This window comes from Coprococcus sp. AM14-16 (assembly GCF_003434675.1).
In the GTDB taxonomy this organism is placed as follows: Bacteria; Bacillota; Clostridia; order Lachnospirales; family Lachnospiraceae; genus Coprococcus; species Coprococcus aceti.
In genome coordinates, this window is record NZ_QTLL01000002.1 from 46,019 (window position 1) to 64,938 (window position 18,920).

Sequence of the window (18,920 nt, forward strand, 5' to 3'; positions counted from 1 at the left end):
AAGTGATTTTTGCATTACCAAATCAGGGGAATACGCAGCCGCCGGTCCTTAGGTGGCGCCTGCATTTTCAACCACCTACAAACTACCCCAGCCACACGATCAGCAGCTTTGCCATGCCATATCCTATGACACCACAGCCCGGGAATGTGAGCACCCAGGCAAGCACCATATCGCGCACCACCTTGAGGTTGATCGCAGATGCCCTCTTCTCAGCACCCACGCCCATGATGGCTGTCGTCTTCACATGGGTGGTGCTGACCGGGATTCCACATACCGTCGAGAGCAGGATACAGAGTGCTGCCGACAAATCAGCCGCAAATCCCTGGTATTTCTCAAGCTTTACCATATCCATTCCAACAGACTTGATGATCTTCTTTCCTCCAATTGATGTTCCAAGCCCCATGACAACTGAGCAAAGTATCATCATCCATATTGGTATCGTTACATTTTCTGCACTGCTCTGTCCATTTACGAGAAACAGCCCAAGCAGGAGAACTCCCAGAAACTTCTGGCCATCCTGGGCTCCGTGCATGAACGCCACCGCCGCCGAGCCGGCCACCTGTGCTTTTGAGAAGAAAGCATTTGTCTTTCTTCTGTCAAGTCGGTAACAGATCACCGTGAGCAGCTTGCACACCACGAATCCGACTGCGAATCCGAGAACAGTCGACAGTACAAGACCATATATGACTTTTATCCACTCTGAAGGATTTACACCGTCCAGTCCTCCCTGAAGTGCTATGGCTGCGCCCGTAAGTCCGGCTATCAGGGCATGGCTCTCACTTGTCGGTATGCCGAATGCCCATGCACCGATTGCCCATATTACGATCGCCGTCATTGCCGCACACAGAGCGATCATCGCCGAGTCTGTGTCACCTCCAAAATTCACCATGTTCTTAATAGTCATGGCTACCTTTGAATTGACAAGCGACATGATAAGCACCCCAAGGAAATTGCAGGCAGCCGCCATAATTATCGCCTTATCCACATCTATGCATCTGGTAGACACACTCGTCGCTATGGCATTTGGTGCATCCGTCCATCCATTTACCAGAATTACTCCAAGTGTCAGCAGAACGGCGATCAAAAGCGCCGGATGGCTCACAACCTGCTCTGCAAAATATGAAAATGTAATATTCTCCAGCATGTCTATCTCCTCTTGTCTTGTATGGCCTTAATGATCTGTATTATCGCAGTTGGTGCAAATGCAAGTCCCGCTATCTTCAGCACATCCGCCGCTCCAAGACTTACCACGCTGAACAGACTGTGAAGTCCCGGTATGAACAGGACCGCAGCCAGAAATGCCACTCCGGCTAAAAATGCATATACGCTGTATTTATTTGATCTAAATCCAAGCTTAAACATCGACTCCTCACTTCTGCAGTTAAAACCGTGGAACAGTCTGGCGAGTGTCAGTGTTGCAAATGCCATGGTAGTGGCTTTTGCCGAACTCACCGGCAGGCCAAGATGGAATGCTGTCATGGTCGCTATAGCGATGAGAAGGCCCTCCGAGAGCATCTTTGCCATAAAGTCAGATGTCAGTATTCCCTTCTTAGGATCCCTCGGTTTTTCTGAGAGCAGCGATGGATCAGCCGGCTCCATTCCTATCGCGAGCGCAGGAAGAGAATCTGTGAGCAGGTTGATGAACAACAGATGTACAGGTGCAAACGGAACAGGCAGGGCCGCTATCGAGGTATAAAGCACCGCCAGTATTCCAGCTGTGTTTCCCGACAGCAGGAACAGTATCGCATTCTTTATGTTCCTGTATACATTTCGTCCATTTGACACCGCCTTGATGATGGTTGCAAAGTTGTCATCTGAGAGGATCATAGCCGCCGCATCCTTGGACACCTCCGTGCCGGTTATTCCCATGGCAACACCTATGTCTGCCTTCTTGAGTGCAGGGGCATCATTGACACCATCGCCTGTCATGGCTACTATATTGCCGTTCTTCTGCCATGCATCGACTATCCTTATCTTATTCTCCGGTGACACCCTGGCATATACAGATATCTTTGTTATGTCACGTGCAAGCTCCTCATCAGACAGAGCGTCAAGCTCCTCTCCCGTGAGTGCCATGTCCCCATCTTCGTATATTCCGATCTGCTTCGCTATGGCAACCGCTGTGATCTTGTGGTCTCCGGTTATCATGACCGGCTTTATGCCCGCACGCCTTGCATCGGCAACCGCTGCCATAGACTCCGGGCGTGGCGGATCCACCATGGACACAAGTCCAAGGAATGTAAATCCATACTCAGTATCAACTCCCAGTACCTCATCACTTTCCTTATATGCAAATGACAGTACACGGAGGCCATTCTCTGAGAATGCCTTGTTCTGAGCCTTGATCTTCGCTTTTTCTTCATCTGTCATAGGCTTTACGCCATCGCTGTATCTCACGCTCACGCATCTGTCAAGCAGCACATCCACAGCACCCTTGGTGAGTATGGTCGGAACCCCATGAAGCAGATACTTTGTACTCATAAGCTTTCTGTCCGAGTCGAACGGAACCTCCTCCATTCTGTCCATGCAGTCCCTGAGTACATCCTCCTTCAGACTCCATTTTACAGTCTCCGCAGGAACAGAGATACCTGTACCATCCGTCTCCATGCCTGGCATCATGTGGACCTGACGGAACATCTCAAGCAATGCATATTCCGTCGGATCTCCTATTCCTTTTCCATCCACTATGCTGGAATCATTGGTGAGAACCGCATCATATAGCAGATATCTGTGGAGCTGGTTATGGGAATCAAGCTCCTCCGGCTTGTAAAGTTTTCCATCCAGATATATCTCCTGCACGGTCATCTTGTTCTGTGTAAGTGTTCCGGTCTTGTCTGAGCAGATGACTGACACGCATCCAAGGCTTTCAACCGCCTTGAGGTTCTTGATGATCGCATTCTCCTTCGCCATCTTCTGGGTGCCAAATGCCTGCACGATGGTAACTATCGAACCAAGAGCCTCAGGTATAGCTGCAACTGCAAGGGCGACTGCGAACATCATGGAATCAAGCACCGCCATCTTCCTGTATATACAGAGGACAAATACCAGCGCGCACACGATCATGATGAATGCCGCAAGCCTTGCACTGAACTTGTCAAGGCTCTCCTGAAGCGGAGTCTTTCTCTCCTTTGCCGCATTCATAAGTCCTGCGATCTTACCGAGCTCCGTATCCATTCCTGTTCCGGTCACAAGCACCTCTGCTCGTCCGTATGTAACAAGACTTCCTGAATACACCATATTTGTCCTGTCTGCAAGAGGCACGGAACCTTCTATTATTGCATCATTCTTTTCCACATTTGTAGATTCTCCGGTGAGTGAACTCTCATTTACCTGGAGTGAGAAGTTCCTGAGTATCCTTCCATCGGCAACTATCATATCGCCCGCCTCGAGCAGCACGATATCACCCGGAACTATCTCGCGGGACGGAAGCTCCTGCTTCACACCATCTCTCATAACTTTTGCATTTGGGGATGAAAGCTGTTTCAAACTGTCAAGCGAACGCTCGGCTTTCACATGCTGCACCGTTCCAAGCACAGCATTCATGACGAGTACCGCCAAGATTACTATGGTACTCTCGATATTGTCAGAAAACATAGAAATGACCGCTGCTATGATCAGTATGATCACCAGCAGGTCACAAAACTGGCTGAGGAACACCTGTAATGTGCTCTTTCTCTTGCCTTCCTGGAGAACATTTTCTCCCTTTTCACTGCGGATCTCCTCTGCCCGCTCCGTCGACAGTCCGCGGCTGTCTGTCTTGAATTCTTTTAGTAATTCATCACCGGAACAGTTCCAAAAATTTTTCTCTGTCATACACACCAGACTCCTTTTCTTCTTAATCTCTGTAAACAGGTTGTGTGTGTCATGCAAAGAAAAAGGAACGAGACCTTCATTGCATGATAAACACACAATAAAAGTCTCGTTCCTTTCAAGTTCTATATACACTACTATATATACTCCGAAAGCGTGCGCCCCGGTTCCCTGCACAGGTATGTCCCAGCCAGAAAACGTGATGACGAGATCGCACAACATCTTATAACCGATGTGAACTACTCCCTGATATTTCCGACATAATAACACGGGAGCCCTTTGATTGTCAAAGGATTCCCGGCTAGTATTTGGTAAAGAATTTATAAACTTTTAATTCAGCGCATCATATCCGCTCTCCTTTGTACGGATCTTAGTTGCAGTACGGATCTCGTAGCTGAATATCTTGCCGTCTCCAACCTCGCCTGTATATGCCGCCTTCTGGATAGCCTCGATGGTCTTCTTCTCCCATTCCTCAGATGACACAACTATCTCAAACTTGATCTTCGGCTGCATCACCACATCTACCTCAGTACCACGGACAAGCTTCTTATATCCTCTCTGTGCTCCGCATCCCATAACCTGAGACACTGTAATTCCATTTACATCTATAGCGTTCAGTGCTTCCTTGACGTCCTCAAAGACCTCCTCGCGCACGATAGCCTCAACCTTTATCATCATAATGACATTCTCCTTTCACTTTGCCAAATTTCCAGAATATGCAGGCAATTGCATCCTCCTACGAATCAAGTCCATTGAATGTTGGATATGCACTCTCACCGTGCTCTGAGATATCCAGACCTACCTTCTCTTCTCTGTCTGTTACACGGAGTGGTGTGAAGAGTCTCACGATTCCAAGACAGATAAGTGTTCCGACTATGGCTACCACGATCGTTACAACGATACCTACAAGCTGCATCAGGAACAGATGTACATCGCCAAATACCAGACCATCCCAACGGGCTACACTGTTGATCGAACTCTTTGCAAATAAACCTGTTGCGATACCTCCCCAGATACCTCCGATACCATGACATCCAAATGCATCAAGTGCATCGTCTATCTTCAGCTTACCCTTCAGGAATGAGATTGTAAAGCAGCAGATCGGGCTGACAAGTGCACCGATGATGAATGATGACCAGATCGGTACGAATCCTGCACCAGGTGTTATAGCTACAAGACCAACTACAAGACCTGTTGATGCACCGACCAGAGTAGGCTTTCCGTCCTTTATAACATCTATTATCATCCATGAGAGCATTGCGCTGGCACTGGCAATCGCTGTTGTCATAAATGCATGTGCTGCAAGGCCATTTGCGCCGAGGGCACTTCCGGCATTGAAACCGAACCATCCAAACCAAAGAATGAATGCACCGAGTGCGACAAATGGAATGTTGTGAACTCTGTATGCTGTGTTCTCGTATCCCTTTCTTCTTCCAAGGATGATAGAGAATACAAGGGCGCTCACACCTGAGCTTATATGCACTACATTTCCTCCCGCGAAATCAACTGATCCGATCTCTCCGAGGAAACCACCCTGGCCCCATACCATGTGAGCCATTGGGTAATAAACGATGATCGACCAGAGCATGATGAAGAAGAACAACGCCTTGAACTTCACACGTCCGACCAGTGAGCCGGTGATAAGCGCCGGTGTGATCATGGCGAACATCATCTGAAATGCAACGTATACAAGGTGAGGTATATTGTCCGCATAAGGACCAGCCTCATCCATCTTTATCCCGTTAAGTGCAAACCACTTGAGATCTCCTATAACACCTCCGTGGTTCGTGCCAAATGAGAGTGAGTAACCGAACAGCACCCACATGACAACTGAAAGTCCCATGATGGCCGTACATGCCATGATAGTATTTACAACATTTTTCCTCCTGACGAGGCCTCCGTAGAAAAATGCAAGTCCGGGTGTCATGAAGAACACCAGAGCCGCACAGATCATAATAAAACCAGTATCTCCCGTATTCATAGTTTCTTCCTCCTTAACCTTTATTCACCCGAAGGATGCGATATCTCATTCTCCCGGTACTACATACGCGAAAAGGCGCCAAACGAATCTTTTCGATTCATTTGACGCCTTTGTCGTGATTTATAATAGCAGACTTCAGAAAATAATGCAAGAGGTAATTTTAAATTGTTTTTCTCAAGCTGTTTTGTTGTTTTTATGAAGTTTCTTAACCAAGTCTTTGTTGTCGGCTCAATTTCGATATACTGGACTTTTTTACGGCGTGCTATCCTACGCCACCCCTGTAGACTCCATTCCAGTCTTGCCAGCTGCTACCATACTTGCATTTGCCGTAACCGGCATCCATATTGATATCCGGCTCTATGCTGCCAAATATGAACGCCGCCTTCTGCAGCTTAGATGTGCCGGCATTCATGTGATCCATAATATATCTGCTCAGATTCATGTGGTCTGCTGTTCTCATATTTAACGCCTCCTGCCTGTTCTGCCATCAAGCACAGCTTGATAAGCTTCTCATGTACAAATATGTATCCTCTATATCTTTTTCGTTGTATATAGTGTAAACGATAGATATAAAATCCACAGGAAGAAACTATAAATACTTTCTAAATAGACCGTAAAATATTCAGAAATTCATGGCAATTAAGAGAGTTCCAGCAGTGATGCATACCACGCCAACAGCCGCTTTCTTGGTCAGCTTTTCGTGGAACACGATTCCTGAAAATGCAATGGTGATGAGCATGCTCAGCTTGTCTATCGGGACGACCACGCTTGCCGGTCCGTCCTGAAGTGCCCTGTAATAACACAGCCAGGATGCTCCCGTGGCTATTCCGGAGAGCGCAATAAACAACAGCTCCTTCTTCTCTATGCCCTTTATCTCATGCTGTTTTCCTGACACAAACACCATAAGCCAAGCCATGACAAGAACCACCGTTGTCCTGATCGCCGTGCCCAGATTTGAGTTGATATCCGATATCCCTACCTTGCCGAGTATCGCTGTCAGACTGGCAAAAACAGCTGAGAGCATGGCGTACAGCAGCCAGCTGCCATGCAAAAGTCCCATTCCCCGCTGTTTCTGTGCCACACTGCCACCGTCTGTTGACATATATTCGACATCTTTCCCTGACATCTCCTGATCATCTGCAGTTTTCTTTTTGGTGATCATAAGCATGGTGCCCACACCTATCATAACTATTGAGATACCCTTAACCCAGGTGATCCCCTCATGTAGGAATATGAGGGCAAGCAGAATCGTGAGCACGGTGCTTGATTTGTCTATGGGAACGACCTTGTTGATATCCCCTTTCTGCAGCGCCCTGAAATAACACAGCCAGGATGCTCCAGTTGCAAGGCCGGAGAGGATCAGAAAGAGAAGTGTCTTACCGCTGATATGTGTGTCTGCAGTCCAGGCTCCTGTGACAAGAACCATCAGCCAAGCAAACAGCAGAACCACAACTGTCCTTATAGCCGTCGCCACATCAGAATCCGTCTTTCTTATACCGCATTTTGCAAGTATCGCCGTGATCCCCGCAAATGACGAAGAACCCACTGCAAATAATATCCACATTTTACGCGCCTCCCATTTATATGTGACCGTAAGCCATACTTACATTTATCATTTTGTATCATCTTTACTATAGGGTAACACTATTTTGGCTCCAAATCCATCCTTGCGGCAACCCCGCTCAAAGCCGCATAAAAGGCAGGCTCACATAAGGACACTTTCAAAAAGTGACCGATTGAGAGCAGCACAACGCCACAGAGATTTAAAACTCTGTGGCGTTGTGCTTTTTTATAGCTAACAGGAAAATGATTAGAAAAAATTTTGATCTTTGATTAAGGTTTCGGACGGCAAATTGGCACAGGCTGTGTTTTATACTCCCCAAAGCAAAGCCAAGCACCATACCGCAGGCGATAATGAGTCCGTACCAAGCGATATTCAGCCCTTCAATTCCGAAAATATTTTCCATTGCATATCGGTTCAAATCCTTGTTCCCTCGCTTTTCTCAGTCTACCCGCAGCATACGGTAACCGACGCCGATATGCGTCTGAATGTATTGCGGACTGTCCTTTTGCGACTCCAGCTTTTTGCGCAGAGTCGCCATAAACACCCGCAGAGAAGCAATATCTTTTTCCCAGCTGCTGCCCCAAATCTGCTGCGTGATATAGGTGTGCGTCAGCACCTTTCCGACATTATGAGAGAGCAGACACAAAAGCTTGTATTCAATCGGGGTCAGGTGCAATTCCTCCCCATTTAGATAAGCGCAGCCGGCAGCATAATCAATTTTAAGCTTGCCGTTTTGGAAAACGGGTGAGTCGGCGTCGCCGCTTGCCTGAAGCAGCAGCAGCCGTCTTTGCGTGACCCGAAGGCGTGCCAAAAGCTCCTCTACGGAAAAGGGCTTTGTCAGATAGTCGTCCGCCCCGGCATCCAGCGCCGTGATTTTGTCTTTATCCTCGCTGCGCGCACTGATCACAATAATTGGCATATTTGACCATGAGCGGATGCTTTCGATCACCTGTGTGCCGTCGATATCCGGCAGCCCCAGATCCAGCAGAACGATATCCGGGTTATGGGAGGTCGCTTCTATAATAGCGCTGTGTCCGTTCTCCGCGGTCAGGTAGCGGTAATCGTGCGCCTTTAATGTTGTTACGATCAGATTGCGGACGGGACGGTCGTCCTCCACAACGAGAACAAGGGGTTTATTCATTCAGAGTCACCTCGCTGAGCGGTAAAGTAAAGGTAAATATGCAGCCGTGCGGTACGTTATCCGTAAGCGTCAGCGTTCCGCCGTGCAGCTCTACGATAGATTTACACAGGGTAAGCCCGATCCCGAAGCTTCTGCGGCTGTCTGCGACGGTATTTTTTCCGGTGTAAAACATCTCAAAAATATGCGGTTTCATATCGTCTGCAATTCCGTTTCCGTTATCGGCGACTCGGATCACGGCATCCCCGCCCTGTTTTTCGGCACTTACGCAGATCTCGGAGCCTTGTTCGGTATATTTCAAAGCATTATCAATAAGGTTGACAATGACCTGCACGATAAGATGTGCGTCCATACGGGCAAGGATCAAATCGTCGCACCTTACCGTCACCTTGTGTCCGACGGATTTTTTCTTCAAGTGCGAAACGGCTTCGTTGACCACTTCGTCTACAAGCTGGTCGGTAAGCTCCAGCTTCAGGCGTCCGTCATTCAGCCGTGTAACATACAGCAGATTTTCCACCACGCCGATCAGCCATTCGGAATCGTCATAAATATCTTTATAGATCTGCTGCTTGGTTGCTTCGTCCAGGCAGTTTCCGTTATGCAAAAGCGTGTCCGCATTACCCGAAACGGAGCAAAGCGGCGTGCGCAGATCGTGTGAGATCGACCGCAAAAGGTCGGCGCGCAGCTGCTCGCTTTTTGCAAGATCTGCCGCCCGTTCCTTTTCGGCGGCGTTGTGAGCATTATCCATTGCCAGCGCACATTCGTTCACAACCGAAAGTACGATGCTGCTCTCAAATGAATCGGGCTTTTCGGGTTTCATCGGTATCCCGATTACACCGTATACTCTGCCGCCTGCACGGATCGCAAGATAAAGACATTCGGATTTTCCAAACTGTGCTGTCGCTGCTCCTGCACGGCAACCGTTTTGAAGCACCCATTCTGCGGTCTGCCGCTCTGCATCGCTTAGCAGCTTTTCAGCGTGTGTATCCTTTTTTTCGGCATACAGCCGCCCGGACAACATTCCGTTTTCGCCTTTCGTATAGGCAACAATGCTTCGGTCAAGCAGCCGCGAGAGCTGCATACAGGTCACGCTTAAAACATCATCGTTGCTTTTTGCTTTTTGCAGCAGACGATCAGTGTCGAACAGCACCTGCACACGGAACGCGGAGCGAGCCGAGAGCCTTGCATGATCTTTCAGCTTCGAGGCAAGCGTGCCGGTGAGAACGGAAGACGCCAGCATGACTGCAAAGGTAACGGGATAGCCTACGGCATATGTCTGAAAGGACAACCTGGGTTCGGTAAGGAAAAATCCGAACAATACAACACTTAGAAGTGAGCCTGCCATACTGCAAAGGTATCCTTTGGTCAAAACGGAGATCATCAGCACACCTAGGATGTATACCGTAACGATATTGGTATCGGGAAAGTCGAGATGGTCGAACAGAAACCCGATCGCCGTACATACGGCAAGCGCCAGGACGGTCACGGCAATATCCCGCAGCGACGGTATCTCTGCACCTAAGAACAGACGGCGTCTGTGCGGCTTTGTGTAGTTCAGTGCATCGGGAATAATATGAATGTCAACATCGGGGGCGGAGGAGATCAGCTTTTCAGTGAGAGTCGGTCTTCCGAACAGCCATCTGCGTCTGGCACTGCTTTGCCCGATCACAATTTTTGTGACATCGGAAAGCCTGACATATTCCGAGATCTGCAGCGGTACATCCTCGCCGTGCGTCATAACGATCTCGGCGCCGAGCCTTTGCGCGAGCTGTATGTTCTGCGAAAGTCGGGACTGATCCTCATCATTTATGACCGTATCCGTCTGCACATAGATGGCGGTAAATCTTGCATGAAGGGTCTTAGCCATCTTTGCGGCGGTGTGTATGATCCTTGCATTGGATGGCGAAGAGGATAGGCAGACAAGAATATGCTCGTCTGTATCGAATTTTGACTGTTCGTTTTGTACTTTCATCGGTTTCACCGCCATTTTTATTTTATTATTATACAGTAAAACTGTAAAAAAATCTACCGCAGTCTAAAAATCATTCTTCTGCCCATCGGAAAGAATAATATCGACATTTCCGTGCGTTTCACGAAAACGGCGGATCTCACATAATATTTCACTTTCGGACAGCCCCTGCGGCAGCAGAATTTCGGAAGGCTCACGGGATTCGTTTTCCTTTAACAATGCTTTTCTGTTTTCTTCAAGAAATCGATCCAGCCTGCTCATAAGATAAAATCCGAAAGCAAATATGCCAAGCAGGCTGACGATCAGCAATAGTTCAGCCATCCTCACTCACCTCTGTTAAATGCGAAAACACTTTTGCAGTTCTTTGTAAGCACCGAGAACCAAAAGAGTGGTCTTGTTCGTAAGAACGGTTTCCGGTGAAACTGCCATATTGATTTTTCCGTTCTCCTTGGTCGCCATGATATTGATGCTGTATTTTCTGCGGATATCCAGCTCTCCGACGGTTTTTCCGATCCACCCCTCCGGAACCTCTACCTCAAAAATGGCATGAGCCTCATCGACCTCGATGTAATCCCGTATGTGATCGGCGGTGTACCGAATAGCAGCCCAATTTGCTACCTGTTTTTCTGGGTAAACGACCTCGTCCGCTCCGTTACGCAGAAGAAATTTCTCCTGCACATCACGCTCGGCACGGGATACAACTAATTTTGCGCCGAGTTCTTTCAGCAAAGAAGTGGTTTCCAGCGAATTTTGAAAATTTCCTCCTATGGTGACTATGCACACATCAAAGTTTCCGATTCCGAGCGACTTTAAAAATTCCGTGTTTGTGCTGTCACCTATCTGTGCGTTAGTAACGATCGGCAGAATTTTATTGACCCTTTCTTCGTTGCTGTCTACCGCCATCACCTCATGCCCGAGCTTATTCAGCTGCAAAGCGATATGCCTACCGAATCTGCCGAGACCTATCAACAATATGTTTTTCATAATATAGTAACTCCTTTATCCGACTGTGATATTTTCGAGCGGCAGCTTTGCACCGCTCTGATTTTTATTGGAGATCGCCGCATAAATCAGGGTAAGTCCGCCGACTCTGCCGAGATACATCAAGACGATCAAAATAAGCTGAGAAAGAACACCGAGCTGCGGTGTGATCCCAAGGGTAAGCCCGACCGTTCCGACAGCGGACGCCGTTTCGTAAAGGCAGGTGCTAAGCGGCAGACCTTCTGCCGTGCTGATAACAATGCCGCCGACAAAAAACAGCAGGAAATACATTACGGCAACGGCTGCGGCGTTTTTCACTGCCGAACCGTCAATGCGCCTGCCGCAGACTTCGACATCGTCCTTTTTGCAACAGACGGAGAATGCACTCAGAATCAGAACGGCAAGCGTGGTCGTTTTCATACCGCCTGCCGTGGAGCCGGGCGATCCGCCGACGAGCATCAGCAGAATCATAATTGCCTTGGAGGAACCGGTCATAGCGGGAAGATCGGCGGTATTGAAACCGGCGGTTCTCGGTGTGACAGACTGAAAAAGCGACGCAAGAATCCTTTCGGCGAGCGGCAGTCCCGTAAAATCGCAGAAGAAAAAGAATACTGCGGGAGCGATAATGAGGATTGCCGTTGTTACCAATATGACCTTGCTCTGCATCCGGTATTTTTTGAAATGCCACTTGTTTGTGCAAATATCGTCCCAGGTCAAAAATCCAATACCGCCCACAATAATTAAAAGCATAATTGCAATGTTTATTGTAGGCTCTCCGATGTATCCCGTAAGAGACGGGTATTTGTTTTCTGCGGTGCCGAGTATGTCAAAGCCGGCGTTGCAAAAGGCGGAAATCGAATGAAATGCCGCCATCCAAATTCCCTTGATACCGAAGTTTCCGCAAAATGTCGGCAGCATGACGATCATTCCGATAAGCTCGATCAAAAAAGTTCCCCGTACAATAAAGCGGGTCAGGCGGACGATCCCGCCGACCTTCGGGGCAGAGATGGCGTCCTGCATGGTACTGCGCTGCATCAGCGATATTTTTCTGCCAGACAGCATGGCGAAAAATGCCGCAACTGTCACAACACCGAGCCCGCCTATCTGGATCATCAGCAGTATTACCGTCTGCCCGAAAGCGGACCAATAACTGCCCGTATCCTGCACGACCAGCCCCGTAACGCAAACGGCCGAGGTCGATGTGAACAGCGCCTCGTGAAACGGCGTAACAACTCCGGCAGTCGATGAAAACGGCAGCATCAATATCAGTGCTCCGATCAGAATAACCCCGGCAAAGCCCAAAACGATCAGCTTAAAGGATGACAGTCGCTTTTTTCTATGTGTAATTTCAGACATATATACTTCTCCTGTTTTTGTTTGTTTATAAAGAGTATATTATGAAATATAAAAAAACGGTGTAATGATCCGGTGTGCTGTATTAAGATTGCATTAAGATGCTCATTCTTTGAAAAAACAGTGCAGAGTATAGCAAACGCCGAAGGTGCTATATCCATTCTGACAGAACTTGGCATCATATCATGATCAGACATTCAAATAAAATATCCCCATATAAATTCAGAAATAAATAATTTCAGAATTATATGGGGCATTTTATGTCTGTTCTATATTTCTACTAATAAATTATTCACATAAACATATCTATCATAGATAATCATACTCTTTACAAAAGGCCCTTAACGTCCTCTACGATCATCTCTGCATCAAGACGATTATCCTTAAGAACCTCTTCGACATCGTACCTGTCAAGGAATTCCTTCTTGAGACCATAATTCAGCACCTTCATATCTGAATCACCGTAGAATCTTGCAATCTTCTCACCGAATCCGCCGTCCAGTATACCATCTTCAATAGTGATGACAACTGAGTGTTCTGCCTTGAGGTTTTCAAGAAGTTCCTCATCGAGACCTGTGATATAGTAAGGATTGATGACAGTGGCATCTATTCCAAACTCACTCTTCATCTCGTCTGCTGCAGCGTTTGCCAGACTGTAGAAGGTTCCAAGGCCGAGTATGGCAACCTTGCTTCCCTTCTGTGTCACCTCATACTTATTCAGATCTCCGAAGTCCTTCGTCACAGGTCTTCCACTTACCATCGCACCACCTGGAAGCTTGATGGCCACCGGATGCTCATTCTGCTCTATGCTCCAGTCAAGCATAGCAATATACTCTTCCTTTGTTGTCGGAGCAAGATATACAAGATTCGGGATATTTGAAAGCATAGGGATATCCTGAAATCCCAGATGTGTCACATCATTCATTCCATATACAGATCCTGCAAATGTCACTATAGTGGCTGCATTGTTGTTGATACAGAGATCCTGGGATATCTGGTCAAATGTTCTCTGCACAAATGAGCTGTACACACCGAACACTGGTTTTCCGCCGCCTGCTGCAATTCCCGACGCAAGTGCCACCGCTGTCTCCTCTGCGATTCCCACGTCGACAAACTGCTTTCCGGCCTCACGTCTCTTATCCTCTGTAAATCCTATAACCGTCGGTGTTCCCGCTGTGATGGCAACGACCTTTGGATCCTTCTTCATCTTGTCAAGCAGGTAATCACAGGACACGCTTGAGTAGTCCTCCTCGTCACCTTCAAATAATGATCTTCCTGTCTCTATGTCAAATGGTCCGCTGTAGTGCCACTGCTCCTTGTGCTCCTCAGCTGGGGCATAACCCTTTCCCTTGAGGGTTCTGATGTGGACCACAACAGGCTTCTTTGAATCTTTTACCTTCTGGAATGTGTCTATGAGGGCTGCCACATCATTGCCTTCATGCACGTAATAATAATCAAGTCCCATGGCGCGGAACAGATTGCACTCTGCTGTTCCATTAGTGTCTCTGAGTAATTTGAGATTTGTATAGAGTCCTCCGTGGTTCTCGGCTATGGACATATCGTTGTCATTTACAACTATGATAAGGTTGCCATCCAGTTCTTTAGCGTAGTCCAAGCCTTCAAGGGCCTCTCCTCCTGACAGGGAGCCATCGCCTATCACCGCTATCACATTGCCCTCTGCCCCCTGGAGATCCCTTGCCTTTGCAAGGCCTGCAGCCAGACTGATGGATGTTGAAGTATGTCCAACCGTGAAGAAGTCGTGCTCGCTCTCATGCGGGTTGCTGTAACCAGTCACATCATCATAGTTCTCCTCATAGAGGTATGCATCCTTTCTTCCAGTAAGCATCTTGTGCGGATAGCTCTGGTGTGACACGTCATACACAATCTTATCCTTTGGTGATTCAAATACATAGTGAAGTGCTATGGCTGCCTCAACCATACCAAAGTTTGGTCCAAAATGTCCGCCGTGTTTGCTAGCTCTGATGAGAAGTGCATGTCTCATCTCGTCTGCAAGTGTTCCCATCTCGTCTACTGTCAGTTTCTTTACATCCTGTGGTCCGTTGATATTTTCAATATACATTTTTTCTTTATCCTCCTGTTTTTACATAGTGCATTCGCCATCGGTAATTTTCCTGTCCCATACAAGCTTGCCGGTCTTCACGGCCTCCTCATATTTGGATATCTTGTAATGTAATCTATCCATGGTGGCTTCGATCTGTTTTCTCTGCTCCTCAAGCTTCTCATACTGCTCCTTAAGGAGATCCAGCCTCGCGCCAAATGTAGCATCTCCCATCTGGAAGAGTTTTACATATTCAATAAGCGCCTCTATCGGAACACCAGCATTTCTCATGCATACAGTGTGTTCAACCCAATCGACATCTTTTTCCTGATAATCCCTGTTGCCACTAGCATTTCTAGCGACAGGAGGGATAAGTCCCACCCTCTCGTAATACCTGAGCGTATCAGCGGTGATATCAAACTTTTCACTTACTTCTTTGATAGTCATATTGCCACCTCTTTCCTAATTTCAAGAAAACCTTTCTATTTATAGCTATATGCACTCACACAATACCTATATGTTACATTGAATATATCACTTGGAGCTCACTCCAAGTCAACCCCCAATTTTCTCCCCCCTGGGGACGGAGGTACCTGCCCCATACAGTGTCCCCCTGGGGACGGAGGTGCCTAACCCCATACAGGATATAAAAGAGGCGGGCAACGTAGTTACCGCTGTCCGCCTTTATATACATGAATATGTAAATTTTTATGCTACGCACTGATTCCAACTGTCGAGCAGATGTTTACTGCAATGATATCATCCACTGTTACACCAAAGATGGCGGCCAGAATGATCAGGTTGTCTACGGTTGGCATAGCCATACCCTTCTGCCACTTGTATATCGCATTTGGAGTGGCAAATCCAAATATATCCTGCAGATCCTTTACAGAAAGACCTGCATTCTGTCTAAGTTTCACAATATTTCTGCCTGTTCCTGTCATGTCAATTGTTGGTACATTACACATAATACTTCCCTCCCAAAATTCTCATCTCATCTGCATTGCTACAATTGTGACAGATTTCTTCTTCACAAAGACGAGTTCAAAAACACGCAAAAAACGCCCATCCACATGAATACTTCTATAATACTCACATGGATGGACGCTTTTTCGTACATCATGATTCCAATCTATAAATGCTGATAGATCTGGCTGATCTCAGTCTATCGAAACCTATCTGATCTGTTATGTATTTGCCAAGATCATTCAGGTCAGCATATTTGTATGATCATGTTCCGTACGCTCTCGCCCTGTACCATATGAGTATATATGTTCACGCAGCTTATCATCTGTATGCAAAATATTCCCTGCCACATCACTATTAAACTCTCGTGTTGTGTATTTAGCGAAAACTATACTTAACATGATTCTTTCCTTTCCTGACTACCCTTCCGGGTTCCTTTTCCTAAGTCATTTTTTATTGGTGTGTCCTGATTTTCTTCTTTTATTTGACCACCTAAACTGTACTCTACCACAAATATAATTATTTGTCATTACACCGCTGGTATAAAATTATTTTATCCCCGGACCGACCTTTATCCCCGGCTGCTTCAAGCTCCCTCACTATCCAGGTCATGATAACATCCACCAGATACTCCTGCTGTCTTGGGCCAAGCTCCACTCCCGGAGCAAATGTATGCCACTTACGTATGCATTCCCGGCAGCATGCAGCCGTGGCATGCTGTGCCACAAACACAGGATGTCCCCGCATGGGAGTCTGCTTTCCGTCATTTGGTATGAACGCCGGAGCTTCCCTCTGTGCTATGAAATCCCGCGCATGCTGTCTTATGGTATCCAGCCCCTTTTCATTTATATAGTCGATATCTTTCTGTGTCAAATGAAATCCACTGCGAAATTTCGACCTTCCCAGGCGCTCAAAAAGCCGGGCGTACCATTCTTCCTTTGTCAACCCTATCATCTCCATTTATAAGTGCCATCGTATTTCCTCCGTATGAAAACTGATTATAGAAGCTGATTAAGCCTCTGTGTCTAATATATATCTAATCCGTACATTTTCCAAGTTCATTGTTCACTGCCTCACGAATCTTATAAAAAAAATTTTTTAAAGACCATAAAAAAACTCTTGATACTCGTATATATATTGAGAGTTAATGATATACCAGTTACAATAAATCATCGGGACGATACGATGGGCTTTACAATAAGGAGGTTTCAACTATGAAAAAACGAATGACAGCTTTACTACTCAGCGCCTGTATGTGTGCAGGTCTTGCCGGCTGCGGCACAAATACACCGGGGAATAATCCCGGTCACACCAAAACTGATTCGTCGGTCACTTCCCTCACTGACAACATCACTGTGACTTCGGTCAAAACGGATATAACATCATTTGACCAGCTAAAGAACGGAATCAATGAATTCTCTATGAATATGTATTCTGCACTTCCAGCTGACAAGAACATATTTTACTCACCTTACAGCATTGCAAGTGCACTGTCCATGCTGGATGTAGGTGCCGGCGGTACAACAAAAAATGAGCTAGAAAACGCTCTCGGCATAACAGACCTTGATGAGTGGAACGATGAGATGAAGGCATATCTGTCAAAAGACTGGTCTCAGAATACATTTGTCAACACAGCAAATTCAGTATGGATGAACAAGGGAACGACTTGGGCGGCCAATATAAATTCCGACTTTCTTACACCTGCCAAGGATTATTACTCCGGTGAAATCTACGAGGCCGACTTCGATGGTCAGGCAGACAAGGTTGTTCAAAATGTCAACAACTGGGTGAGTGACAACACCAACAAGATGATCCCTGAAATCTTAAAGGAGATTCCTGGCGGAACAGTGATGATGCTCATAAACGCAGTTTATTTCGAAGGAAAATGGTACACTCCTTTTACCGAGGATAAAACTTTTCAGAGCAGCTTCTACGGAACCGACAAAGAAAGCGTTGTTGATATGATGCATCTCTACGGTGAGCACTTCGCATACATGGACAACGGCGAGATCAAGGGAATCACACTTCCATACGACGGCGACAATGTTGTCATGAAGGTGTTCATGCCAACCGCCGATGACGGAGACATAAATGAACTCTTTGACAAACTAAGCAACGAAGAAAAACAGAAACTCATCGACTCTCTGGATGATGCCAGCAACGTAGAGATCGATACCCTCCAGCTCCCAAAATTCACAGATGAGCAGAGTATCGACGGTCTGGACGACATTCTGAAAAACATGGGAATCCAGTCGGCATATTCGGAGAGTGCTGACTTCTCCAAGATCGCCGATGGCATAGCCGTTTCATCAGTCAACCACAAAGCAAAGGTGATCGTGGACGAGAACGGAACCAAGGCTGCAGCAGAGACAGACATCATGATCAAGGAAACAGCAATGATGCCAAGTGAGGAAACATATAACTTTATTGTGGACAAGCCATTTGTGTATGTGATTGAAGATCAGAGCACAGGAATGATCCTGTTCATGGGCAGGGTGAATTCGCTGTAATTTTTGATTATCGACACATACCAGGACTTGCTTCAGCAGCTTTTACTCGCAAAGGAATGGAACATTTTCACTTTTCTTTGCGAATATCAAAAAGCACACAAGATCTCAAAATCTTGTGTGCTTTTTTCTATAGACCCACTATTCCGACTTTCTCTCTGAATTCTCATTGGATTCTGTCGTGTCACCTGTTTCTCTGAGATTCTTCTCTCTTATATACTGGATCGCCTCTTTTATAGCTGCTTCCTCCTCATCCTTTGCTATCTTTCTTGCATAGGATACAGTCTTTACTAGGTTGGCTATGAGTATAATGGCAAGCGGAACAAGAATTATGGGTACAAATATAAGAGGGTTGGACACAAGTCTCACTATCTTGCCAAGTATGAGTGATGACCACACCACCTTGCCAAGCAGATCTCTTGAGTCCACATCATAACGATCCACCACATTATTGGCGTCGCCCTTTGTAATATACCTATAATTATTACCATCCGTCTCTATCGAGACAACTCTATGTGTATTTACCGCACCAGAAAGAGCCGGATCCGATGAATAAAATGATATCACATCATTCTACTTTATGGCTGATGGA

Annotated in this window: 17 protein-coding genes; 1 reads left to right on the forward strand and 16 read right to left on the reverse strand. The window is 46.7% G+C overall.

All coding sequences use genetic code 11. The features are described 5' to 3' along the window. Nucleotides 1-82 precede the first annotated feature (82 nt). From DW159_RS06380 to DW159_RS06455, 15 genes are all read right to left on the reverse strand, one after another. Entirely contained in the window at nucleotides 83-1,144 is a 1,062-nt protein-coding gene (locus DW159_RS06380; protein WP_117549520.1) for an inorganic phosphate transporter, read from the reverse strand. A 2-nt stretch (nucleotides 1,145-1,146) separates the two neighbouring features. After that, entirely contained in the window at nucleotides 1,147-3,813 is a 2,667-nt protein-coding gene (locus DW159_RS06385) for a cation-translocating P-type ATPase (protein WP_117550524.1), read from the reverse strand. A gap of 327 nt (nucleotides 3,814-4,140) precedes the next feature. Beyond that, nucleotides 4,141-4,488, reverse strand: coding sequence for a P-II family nitrogen regulator (locus tag DW159_RS06390; RefSeq protein WP_004850656.1), 348 nt, complete (start codon nucleotides 4,486-4,488; stop codon nucleotides 4,141-4,143). A gap of 58 nt (nucleotides 4,489-4,546) precedes the next feature. After that, complete coding sequence (locus DW159_RS06395) at nucleotides 4,547-5,791, reverse strand: ammonium transporter (protein WP_117549522.1); 1,245 nt, start codon at nucleotides 5,789-5,791, stop codon at nucleotides 4,547-4,549. Between the two features lie 262 nt (nucleotides 5,792-6,053). Next, the gene (locus tag DW159_RS13850; protein WP_242992629.1) at nucleotides 6,054-6,251 is read right to left on the reverse strand and encodes a zinc dependent phospholipase C family protein; all 198 of its coding nucleotides are present in this window, start codon (nucleotides 6,249-6,251) and stop codon (nucleotides 6,054-6,056) included. Between the two features lie 162 nt (nucleotides 6,252-6,413). Continuing rightward, complete coding sequence (locus tag DW159_RS06405) at nucleotides 6,414-7,355, reverse strand: EamA family transporter (protein WP_117549524.1); 942 nt, start codon at nucleotides 7,353-7,355, stop codon at nucleotides 6,414-6,416. A gap of 439 nt (nucleotides 7,356-7,794) precedes the next feature. After that, nucleotides 7,795-8,496, reverse strand: coding sequence for a response regulator (locus DW159_RS06415; protein ID WP_022216741.1), 702 nt, complete (start codon nucleotides 8,494-8,496; stop codon nucleotides 7,795-7,797). After that, a complete protein-coding gene (locus DW159_RS06420) occupies nucleotides 8,489-10,465 on the reverse strand; it encodes a DUF4118 domain-containing protein (protein WP_022216740.1) in 1,977 nt (658 codons plus the stop codon). Before DW159_RS06420 ends, DW159_RS06415 begins: the two co-directional genes overlap by 8 nt. A gap of 63 nt (nucleotides 10,466-10,528) precedes the next feature. Then, the gene (locus DW159_RS06425) at nucleotides 10,529-10,783 is read right to left on the reverse strand and encodes a hypothetical protein (RefSeq protein ID WP_015534219.1); all 255 of its coding nucleotides are present in this window, start codon (nucleotides 10,781-10,783) and stop codon (nucleotides 10,529-10,531) included. Between the two features lie 15 nt (nucleotides 10,784-10,798). Then, on the reverse strand, nucleotides 10,799-11,446 hold the full coding sequence (locus DW159_RS06430) for a potassium channel family protein (protein WP_015534220.1): 648 nt from the start codon (nucleotides 11,444-11,446) through the stop codon (nucleotides 10,799-10,801). A gap of 15 nt (nucleotides 11,447-11,461) precedes the next feature. After that, the gene (locus DW159_RS06435) at nucleotides 11,462-12,799 is read right to left on the reverse strand and encodes a TrkH family potassium uptake protein (RefSeq protein ID WP_117549526.1); all 1,338 of its coding nucleotides are present in this window, start codon (nucleotides 12,797-12,799) and stop codon (nucleotides 11,462-11,464) included. Between the two features lie 325 nt (nucleotides 12,800-13,124). Further along, nucleotides 13,125-14,876, reverse strand: coding sequence for a 1-deoxy-D-xylulose-5-phosphate synthase (locus DW159_RS06440; protein WP_117549528.1), 1,752 nt, complete (start codon nucleotides 14,874-14,876; stop codon nucleotides 13,125-13,127). 21 nt (nucleotides 14,877-14,897) lie between these two features. Further along, a complete protein-coding gene (locus tag DW159_RS06445) occupies nucleotides 14,898-15,302 on the reverse strand; it encodes a MerR family transcriptional regulator (protein WP_117549530.1) in 405 nt (134 codons plus the stop codon). 266 nt (nucleotides 15,303-15,568) lie between these two features. Next, nucleotides 15,569-15,823, reverse strand: a complete 255-nt coding sequence (locus DW159_RS06450; protein WP_117549532.1) for a helix-turn-helix domain-containing protein — start codon at nucleotides 15,821-15,823, stop codon at nucleotides 15,569-15,571. Between the two features lie 517 nt (nucleotides 15,824-16,340). Beyond that, complete coding sequence (locus DW159_RS06455; RefSeq protein ID WP_117550526.1) at nucleotides 16,341-16,766, reverse strand: DUF4186 domain-containing protein; 426 nt, start codon at nucleotides 16,764-16,766, stop codon at nucleotides 16,341-16,343. 269 nt (nucleotides 16,767-17,035) lie between these two features. Here DW159_RS06455 and DW159_RS06460 point away from each other — a divergent pair, with 269 nt between their 5' ends. Further along, complete coding sequence (locus tag DW159_RS06460; RefSeq protein WP_117549534.1) at nucleotides 17,036-18,331, forward strand: serpin family protein; 1,296 nt, start codon at nucleotides 17,036-17,038, stop codon at nucleotides 18,329-18,331. Nucleotides 18,332-18,469: 138 nt separating this feature from the next. On the opposite strand, the gene DW159_RS06465 is transcribed toward DW159_RS06460, so the two are convergent. Then, nucleotides 18,470-18,895 carry a hypothetical protein gene (locus DW159_RS06465; RefSeq protein ID WP_117549536.1) on the reverse strand — a complete coding sequence of 142 codons (426 nt, stop codon included), beginning with the start codon at nucleotides 18,893-18,895 and terminating at the stop codon, nucleotides 18,470-18,472. Nucleotides 18,896-18,920 lie beyond the last annotated feature (25 nt).

What these genes read in the sequence shown, in the direction of transcription:
- DW159_RS06380 (WP_117549520.1), bottom strand. Translation starts at nt 1,144, where the DNA reads ATGCTGGAGAATATTACATTTTCATATTTTGCAGAGCAGGTTGTGAGC.
- DW159_RS06385 (WP_117550524.1), bottom strand. Translation starts at nt 3,813, where the DNA reads ATGACAGAGAAAAATTTTTGGAACTGTTCCGGTGATGAATTACTAAAA.
- DW159_RS06390 (WP_004850656.1), bottom strand. Translation starts at nt 4,488, where the DNA reads ATGATGATAAAGGTTGAGGCTATCGTGCGCGAGGAGGTCTTTGAGGAC.
- DW159_RS06395 (WP_117549522.1), bottom strand. Translation starts at nt 5,791, where the DNA reads ATGAATACGGGAGATACTGGTTTTATTATGATCTGTGCGGCTCTGGTG.
- DW159_RS13850 (WP_242992629.1), bottom strand. Translation starts at nt 6,251, where the DNA reads ATGAGAACAGCAGACCACATGAATCTGAGCAGATATATTATGGATCAC.
- DW159_RS06405 (WP_117549524.1), bottom strand. Translation starts at nt 7,355, where the DNA reads ATGTGGATATTATTTGCAGTGGGTTCTTCGTCATTTGCGGGGATCACG.
- DW159_RS06415 (WP_022216741.1), bottom strand. Translation starts at nt 8,496, where the DNA reads ATGAATAAACCCCTTGTTCTCGTTGTGGAGGACGACCGTCCCGTCCGC.
- DW159_RS06420 (WP_022216740.1), bottom strand. Translation starts at nt 10,465, where the DNA reads ATGAAAGTACAAAACGAACAGTCAAAATTCGATACAGACGAGCATATT.
- DW159_RS06425 (WP_015534219.1), bottom strand. Translation starts at nt 10,783, where the DNA reads ATGGCTGAACTATTGCTGATCGTCAGCCTGCTTGGCATATTTGCTTTC.
- DW159_RS06430 (WP_015534220.1), bottom strand. Translation starts at nt 11,446, where the DNA reads ATGAAAAACATATTGTTGATAGGTCTCGGCAGATTCGGTAGGCATATC.
- DW159_RS06435 (WP_117549526.1), bottom strand. Translation starts at nt 12,799, where the DNA reads ATGTCTGAAATTACACATAGAAAAAAGCGACTGTCATCCTTTAAGCTG.
- DW159_RS06440 (WP_117549528.1), bottom strand. Translation starts at nt 14,876, where the DNA reads ATGTATATTGAAAATATCAACGGACCACAGGATGTAAAGAAACTGACA.
- DW159_RS06445 (WP_117549530.1), bottom strand. Translation starts at nt 15,302, where the DNA reads ATGACTATCAAAGAAGTAAGTGAAAAGTTTGATATCACCGCTGATACG.
- DW159_RS06450 (WP_117549532.1), bottom strand. Translation starts at nt 15,823, where the DNA reads ATGTGTAATGTACCAACAATTGACATGACAGGAACAGGCAGAAATATT.
- DW159_RS06460 (WP_117549534.1), top strand. Translation starts at nt 17,036, where the DNA reads ATGAAAAAACGAATGACAGCTTTACTACTCAGCGCCTGTATGTGTGCA.